Source organism: Mesorhizobium sp. M7A.F.Ca.US.002.01.1.1 (assembly GCF_004022955.1).
GTDB classification, from domain to species: domain Bacteria; phylum Pseudomonadota; class Alphaproteobacteria; order Rhizobiales; family Rhizobiaceae; genus Mesorhizobium; species Mesorhizobium ciceri.
Map to the genome: position 1 here is coordinate 1 of NZ_RZQE01000413.1, position 5331 is coordinate 5331.

A 5331-nucleotide genomic window follows, 5' to 3' on the forward strand; every position below is an offset into this window, starting at 1 on the left:
ATCTCTATAGCAACGTCAAGGAGAAGCGCGAGGTGTTGCAGATGTGGTCAAATCACATCGAATGGCTGATCAAGCAGGCTGCGGATGACGCTCTGGCGGCGTAGCTGCTGGCATGGGCGGAAGATGCGGCGCAACAATCGTCAGAGCCTCATCGAATTGGAGATCATGCTTGACCAGCAAATGCGCGGCCAATGCTTCGATGGCTGACCAGTGATCGAGTACTAGCCGGGCCGTGCGATCTTCGATCCGCCTCCAACGGGGGCGGCGCGGCATCAGGAACCGCAACTCACCATAGATTCGCTTGGCATCCGCGTAGTCGCTGCTCCCCTCATTCCCATCGGACGCATTCATCGCCATATCGCGCGGGTCCAGATAGCCTTCGAATGCGGATTCTGCAAAAGGACCTGCCAGACACGCAACTATCTCTTGGATCGCTTCATCGCGTTGGAAATGTCGATCCATATCGTTCTCGAAAATCGGCTTTAGCTCCGAGGTGAATCCTTGCGCTGAATAGAAAACCGTGCCTTCGACAAAACCACCGCACTCTCCGTCACCGGCGTCGGGGTAAATACTAACACTTGAGAAAGCAGGGAGTTCACGGTCGTCGTCGAACATCTGACGGTGCAAAACGATGGCGGCCACCGCGTGCCCGGCTTCGTGATGCGCCACAGACGGGAGAAGATATTGGGAGGCTACATTCATGCGGTGCGGCTCTCAGATCTAGTTTCCATCCAAGCCCTGATATCGGATTCAAGCCATGCGACTCGGCCGGGGGAGATGCGACGCCGCTTAGGGAACAGGCCTGCCTTCAGAGTCGCGCGGTCGCGCTCGAACTGCGTTCCACTGAAGTGCTTCAGGGTCTTTGCCGACTGGCCGGCGGCCCAGGCAAGTGCCCGCTCGCCTTCCACATCTTCAAGCCAAAGATAGAGATCGTCGTCGGGAGCATCCAGCGTTGGACGGACATCAAATGCGTTCATGTCCGGACAGCCTTCAGAAAGAAGGGATAGAGGCTTCCGTTTGATCGGGAACGCTTAGTGTTGGTAGCGGCGCCCACATGTTCGAAAAGCGTGATCATTGATGAGTTCTTCCAGTCGGTGCGGCATCGCAGTGCTTTTGCGCATAGGACCGCAATTGTCGTGCCAACTGGGAAAATCGTTTCGGAACAACGTGATCGCTCTGGCAGCGTTGTGTCAGATGTCCGACATCGTCGAGAATCCGACAACGAGTGCTCCTCCTAATCACCGGATCAACCTCCGGCGCCAGTCGGTGACACCGCATTCCTCTGTCTTTCCAGGAGACGGCGTGGACATCAATGCCGTTCCTCACCGAACCCGCCTCCTAGCCCTTCGCCCATACGTCACGGCCGCCCCCCGGTTTGGCTTCAACCTGAAGGATTACGGCGTCCTCTTCGCAGAGAAGATCGGGTTGTTCGTGGCGCGCGCAGCGGAGCCCAAGGAGCTTTTCTGGGTTGCGGATACTGGCATGTCGATATTACGACCGTGTGTCCTTCGACAAGCTTGGTGGCTTCTTCAACCAGAATCTCGCCGCGGAGATCGAATCGTTATCTGCGCCGCAAAGTGCGGCCGGTGAGCGGCGTGGCCCTGCGTTCCAGTTGGCCACGGTCCTCGCTGGGACGAGCAAGTAAATGGCTTGCGCAGCAACGGTGCGATCACACCTGGAGCACGGCGTCATCAGGAAAGCGCCATCCTTGTGCGCCCACGACACCCTGGTCGCCATCGGCCGCATCGCGGGGGGGCACTGTGGGCGATAACCATTCATTGATCTGGGCGATTGAGGGTTCTGCCGGGGCGCTATTGCTGCTCGGTAGGGCTGCGGGCTGGCGAGTCTACCAAGGCGAGCAACGACAGGCGAGACGGCAGACATTACGTGACGGAACTTGATATTGCAGTGCAGCAAGCGTAGAGCACCGCGCGCTTATCGGAGTGTCGTCCATGGCCCTTACCAATGCTGGTAACGAGGCAGAACCTGTCGAACAATCGAGCCATTCTGAGGTCGAGCAGCACAGCACCAAGGCGCTGATGTTGGGCGCACTAGGTGTCGTTTATGGCGATATAGGCACCAGCCCGATCTATGCATTTCGCGAGGCGTTGCATGCATCAGCGGGTGGCAACGTCGCCAGCCGTGGCGACATCCTCGGCGTACTCTCGCTGATCATCTGGTCCCTGACGATCACCGTGACGATCAAATACATCATGTTCGTGCTCCGCGCCGACAATCGAGGCGAGGGCGGAGTGCTGTCGCTTATGGCGCTGGCGCGCAACAGTTTCCCGACCTGCTCTGCGGTGATCCTCGGCATCGGCATCGGCATCGGCATCGTCGGCGCGGCGCTTTTTTTTGGCGACGCCGTCATTACGCCGGCAATCTCGGTACTGTCGGCGGTCGAAGGTATGAATGTCGTCACGCCGACGTTCCAGCCCTATGTGGTGCCGCTGACACTGGCCATCCTGGCGATCGTGTTTGCGGTACAGCGGTTTGGCACCGGCGGCGTAGGATTGGTGTTCGGACCCGTTACCGCGCTGTGGTTCCTGGCCATCGGCCTTTCCGGGCTCAACCACATCATGGACGACCCGGAAATCCTGCTGGCAATCAGCCCGCATTACATCGTGTCGTTCCTGGTCAACTCGCCTGACGTCGCCTTCGTTACGGTTGGTGCAGTCTTCCTCGCCGTCACCGGAGCCGAGGCGCTCTACGCCGACCTCGGCCATTTCGGCCGCAAGCCGATCGTGCTCGCCTGGCTGGCGATCGTGTTCCCTTGTCTGTTGCTCAATTATGTCGGGCAAGGCGCCTTCGTGCTGGCAAATGGCGGCGTTGTCGGTCATCCGTTCTTCGAGATGAACCAGGGCTGGACGCTTATTCCGATGGTCGTGCTTGCCACGGCGGCGACCGTGATCGCCTGCCAGGCGGTGATCTCCGGCGCCTTTTCGCTGACCAGGCAAGCGGTACAGCTCAACATGCTGCCGCGTTTCGTCATCCAGCACACGTCGGAAAAACAGTCGGGCCAGATCTATCTGCCGCGCATCAACCTGATGCTGGCGCTGGTGGTGATGCTGCTGGTGGTCGGCTTCGGCGAATCCAGCCGGCTGGCCTCGGCCTACGGTATTTCGGTGACCGGCAATATGCTGGTGACGAACATACTGCTTTTTGTTGTGATGACGCGCATCTGGAAATGGCCGCTCGGCGTCGCGATAGCCTTAATGGCGGTGTTCGTCTTCATCGATACCGGCTTCTTTGCAGCTAACATCGTCAAGGTATTCGAAGGCGGCTGGGCCTCGCTTGCCATTGCCGCAGTGATCGTGATGACCATGTGGACTTGGATAAGAGGCAGCAGGTATCTATTTGACAAGACGCGCAGGAACCAGATTCCGCTCGATTTCCTTGCGGGCAATCTGTTGAAGAAGAAACCGCAGCTGGTGTCCGGTACGGCCGTGTTCCTGACCAGCGATCCCGCCAGTGCGCCGACCGCGTTGATGCACAGCCTGAAGCACTACAAGGCGCTGCACGAACAGAACGTCATCCTCTCTGTGGTGACGGCGCAGCAGCCCGTGGTGCCCGACAGCGAGCGGATCAAGATGGAAACGATCAATGAGCTGTTCATGCGGGTGACACTGACCTTCGGCTACATGGAACAGCCTAACATCCCGCGTGCGCTGGCGATCTGCCGCAAGCAGGGTTGGAAGTTCGACATCATGACGACGTCCTTCTTCCTGTCGCGTCGCTCGCTCAAGGCGTCACCCAACTCCGGCATGCCGGTGTGGCAGGACAAGCTGTTCATCGGCTTGGCGCGCACGGCCGCCGACGCGACGGAGTATTTCCAGATCCCGACCGGACGTGTGGTCGAGATCGGAACGCAAGTGGCCGTTTAGGTATGCCCGGTTAAGCAGAATCAATTGGCATTTCGCGAGCCGGTGAATGCCTGACCGGGCGGAGGCCACGATGCTTGCGCCAAACTGGGGTCCGGTTCCAGGCCTGAAGCTTCCGGCCCCGAAAGCCGTCCTTTACGCCTGCGATCATTTCCGTTCCGCATTGTCTTGCCGACCCACCAGTCGAGATGCGCTGAAACGACCTCGCCGGGCAGCAACTTATCATTTGAACCTAATCGATGTGCCGCAAGTCCGACCTTCATTCTTCAGTTCACAGGCTAGCGTTGCCAAAATCGGCGTGCCGCCTAACCGGCGCCGCACCGTGACCTGTCAGGATGCTATGCAGGCGCGAGGCAGAAGCTGGCTCGAGGCCGCCGGCCTGGTGCTGGTCCGGCAGCGGCCGGGCTCGGCCAAAGGCTTCATGTTCCTCTGGAGGATGAGACGGGTGCGGCAAACGTCGTCGTCTGGGTCAAGATCTCTCGAGAAATTCCGGCGCGTGCTTCTTGCTTCGGCCATGCTCGGCGTCCGCGGACGCATCCGACGGAAGAGGAGGTGGTGCACCTCGTCGCCCACGAGCTGACCGATCTGTCGGCCGGGCTGGCCAGCGTGGGAAACCGCAAGACGCCGTTTCCGTTGCCGCACGGCCGAGGGACGAGGCTCATCACGGCGGATCGGGCATCGATCCGCGCGGCATGCCGAAGGGGCGCGACATCGTCGATGCAGTATGACCATATCGACCCTATCAAGTTCAAGACGCGTAACTTCCGGTAGCGCTTCCGGAGGCCACTTCAGCAGCATGTTGTGCACACTTTTGTCGGACCCTGTTAACTGCCGATTGGCAGCAGGTCACCCCGTGCCGGATCCCAAATGTCGTCGCTCTCAAGCGCAACGACTGCCCGCACCCTTTTTAAGTCAGCGAGCACCTCCACCGCCGGACGCCGCCCCGTTTCCTGAGCCGCGGCGTAACGGGTGTATTTGTGACTGTCCGGCTCAAACCACTTCAACGATTCCAAAGTAGCCATGGCATCGCCCTTGCGGCTGCGCGTGATGCGAATGATCGTGATCCCATCCTAAGCGCTCGCGTCGAATGGAGACACGCTGCCAACGCTTCATCTGCTCTACCCCATCTTTGTTCCAAGGCGGTCGGATCATCTCAATGAGCCCTGCCTCGGGGTGGCCAAAGCATGCATATTTATCGTTCGGCCCCGCATCGAATTATCATCTGCGATGTGGGACTCGATCTTGGGTTGGCGACGGCTTCGCTCCGGGAGTAGACGTCGGACCACTGATAAGTGCCGGACCTTCTCCACAATTTCTCGGCGGACTCATCGTGAACGCTCGATTGGACGTAAATGCGGTTCGCGGAAACGCAGGTCTGGCCGGCATTGCGGAACTTCGCCTGGACCGCACCGTCAACAGCACCGTCAATGTCGGCATCATCGAAGATGAT

At 59.4% G+C, this 5331-nt stretch carries 3 protein-coding genes and 2 pseudogenes; 2 read left to right on the top strand and 3 right to left on the bottom strand.

Annotated elements, in window-relative coordinates:
- Positions 1-69: 69 nt before the first annotated feature.
- Positions 70-702: a hypothetical protein gene (locus tag EN932_RS28205; RefSeq protein ID WP_063169290.1), complete on the bottom strand. Its 633-nt coding sequence runs from the start codon at positions 700-702 to the stop codon at positions 70-72.
- Positions 699-977, bottom strand: coding sequence for an AlpA family phage regulatory protein (locus EN932_RS39595; protein WP_063169289.1), 279 nt, complete (start codon positions 975-977; stop codon positions 699-701). The genes EN932_RS28205 and EN932_RS39595 overlap by 4 nt, the downstream gene beginning before the upstream one ends.
- A gap of 975 nt (positions 978-1952) precedes the next feature.
- On the opposite strand from EN932_RS39595, the gene EN932_RS28215 reads away from it, so the two are divergent.
- Positions 1953-3884, top strand: coding sequence for a potassium transporter Kup (locus EN932_RS28215; RefSeq protein WP_063169287.1), 1932 nt, complete (start codon positions 1953-1955; stop codon positions 3882-3884).
- A 307-nt stretch (positions 3885-4191) separates the two neighbouring features.
- Positions 4192-4652 (top strand): annotated as a pseudogene (locus EN932_RS28220) (OB-fold nucleic acid binding domain-containing protein); the annotation flags it as partial.
- Positions 4653-5190: 538 nt separating this feature from the next.
- Here the strand turns inward: EN932_RS28220 and EN932_RS28225 are convergent.
- A pseudogene (locus EN932_RS28225) lies at positions 5191-5331 on the bottom strand (aldehyde dehydrogenase family protein); the annotation flags it as partial.

Coding starts and splice junctions, on each gene's coding strand:
- EN932_RS28205 (WP_063169290.1), bottom strand. CDS start 702: ATGAATGTAGCCTCCCAATATCTTCTCCCGTCTGTGGCGCATCACGAA.
- EN932_RS39595 (WP_063169289.1), bottom strand. CDS start 977: ATGAACGCATTTGATGTCCGTCCAACGCTGGATGCTCCCGACGACGAT.
- EN932_RS28215 (WP_063169287.1), top strand. CDS start 1,953: ATGGCCCTTACCAATGCTGGTAACGAGGCAGAACCTGTCGAACAATCG.